This window comes from Streptomyces sp. B1866, from assembly GCF_031932565.1.
Taxonomy (GTDB): domain Bacteria; phylum Actinomycetota; class Actinomycetes; order Streptomycetales; family Streptomycetaceae; genus Streptomyces.
The window spans coordinates 1-459 of sequence record NZ_JAVSCF010000615.1 but is presented as its reverse complement, the minus strand read 5'-3'; the positions used below and the strand labels follow the sequence as shown (position 1 = coordinate 459).

Sequence of the window (459 nt, the reverse complement as noted above, 5' to 3'; positions counted from 1 at the left end):
GGCGCCGAACCGCCCCGCCCGCGCGGGACCGCGGACGGCCACGCCGCCCTCGCCGCCCTGGACCGGCTGTACGCGCGGGCCGAGCGGGCCACCGAGCGGTACGACGCGGCGGGGGAGCGGGCGGCGCGGCTGCGCGAGCAGGCCGACCGCGTCCGCGACCGGGTCGCCCGCGGCCAGGAGCGCGTCAACCGCGTGCGCGCCGGTCTCGGCGCGCTCGCCGCCGCGCAGTACCGCTCCGGCGGCGTGGACCCGCTCCTGGCCCTGCTGCTGACCGCCGACCCCGACCAGTACCTGGAGCGGGCGGCCACGCTGGAGCGCATCACCAGCGCGCAGGCGGCCCGGCTGCGGGTGCTGCGGGCCGCCCAGCGGACGCTGCGCCAGCAGCGTGCCGAGGCGCGGGCCAGGCTCGCCGCGCTGGCGGCCGGCCGCCGGGCCCTGGCCCGGCGCAGGCGCGACGTG

General features: G+C 83.0%; 1 protein-coding gene. It reads left to right on the top strand.

Annotated elements, in window-relative coordinates:
* Positions 1-459 (top strand): coiled-coil domain-containing protein (locus tag RKE29_RS30450; protein WP_369016076.1); only part of this gene is annotated, 459 nt, incomplete at both ends.